The following is a 1,294-nucleotide window of genomic DNA, read 5'->3' on the forward strand; positions in this document are numbered from 1 at the left end:
GCGTTGCCCGAGACGCAACCGTCCCGGATGGTGGAGGTGAAAAAAGTCAGTGCGCCTGCTGAGCAGCTTCTTTTTCAGCTGGCCTATGCGGCGCAGCCCCTTTGTCAAAAGGAGGACGCCGATTGGACGTGGAGCTTGGGGGGATTTCCCAGGACCATTCCTCCTTTACCCAATGACAAATTACCCAAGAGATCATTGGCAGAGTATGAGGAGCTTGCCAGGCACTACAACATGGGGCCCGGCGCCAGTATTTTTCTGACGGACATCGACAAGACCCCTTGGGGATACGTCGGCTTCAAGGCGCGCGAGCCATTTGAGTTTGCTGAACAGGGGCAGCTTCTTCGCTTCTTTGGAACCCCGAAACCGGATTCAGTGGGGCCGCATGTTCGGGAGAAAAATCCGGAGGCAACTCCCCTGGTTGAGTTTTCAGTCAAGCGCAACGGTGAGCCGGCAAAGATTGCGGTGAGGCGGGTCGCGGTTTGCCAGCTCTCATTGACTGTGGTCGACGGGACCTACCGGTATGCCGATTCAGATGGCGCCAGCGTGATAGTGACGGTGCCGCTGCTGGCCAGGCTTTCCAGGGACGAGTTGGTGGTGGTGCTTGCCCATGAGGTCGCGCATGTTGCCTTGAAGCTCAGCCGTGACCGGACAAAAAGCAAGATGTTGGCGCAACTCCTGGTGGGCAGCCTGGCAAGCATTGGCGAGAACCAGGAAAGCGGGCTGAGGGAGCCGAAGTCTGCGGACCTGGTCAGGGCAGACCGGCTCGCCATGCGCTTGTCATCCGGGTTTGGTGTTGATGTACCGGCGTACGCGGCCATCATCCGCAAGCTGGTTCAGGATGAGGATTCTTTTGGTGCGCCAACCTACAGGCGCACGCGTGGAATTGATCTAAACCGTGAAGAAAAACTGCAGCGAAGTGTTGATGTCTGGAACAAGAACAAGACCTTCTACCCTGCGCACGCCGCGGACAGACTGCTGGAGCAGGAGGTGACCCGGCGCGCGAAACAGGTGTATTCGGATCCGGCAAGTGTCTTTTCGGCGAGTGCTGCTGCTGCGCAAAAGCAGCCAACACCCCAAACTGAACCCGCGGCAGAAAACGTCGTTTCTGAGGCGGCTGGTGCGTCGCCCGTTGCCCTTGTGCATGCCGGGCCTGTTCCACCTTCCACGAGCTTCGCGGACCTGGCCGATGCGAACGCTTTGCCCCGCGTGAGCCCACGGGGCCGAACTTTGTACCTTGAATGGTTAACCAAGCCTTTTCCCAGGGCTGTTGCCTTGTCTGACAAGGGGGCAATCG

General features: G+C 58.7%; 1 protein-coding gene. It reads left to right on the plus strand.

Annotated elements, in window-relative coordinates; all coding sequences use genetic code 11:
- Positions 1-36 precede the first annotated feature (36 nt).
- Positions 37-1,294 (plus strand): M48 family metalloprotease (locus tag AC1D1X_RS23610; RefSeq protein ID WP_477699389.1); only part of this gene is annotated, 1,258 nt, incomplete at its 3' end.

Source organism: Polaromonas sp. P1_G4 (assembly GCF_056405475.1).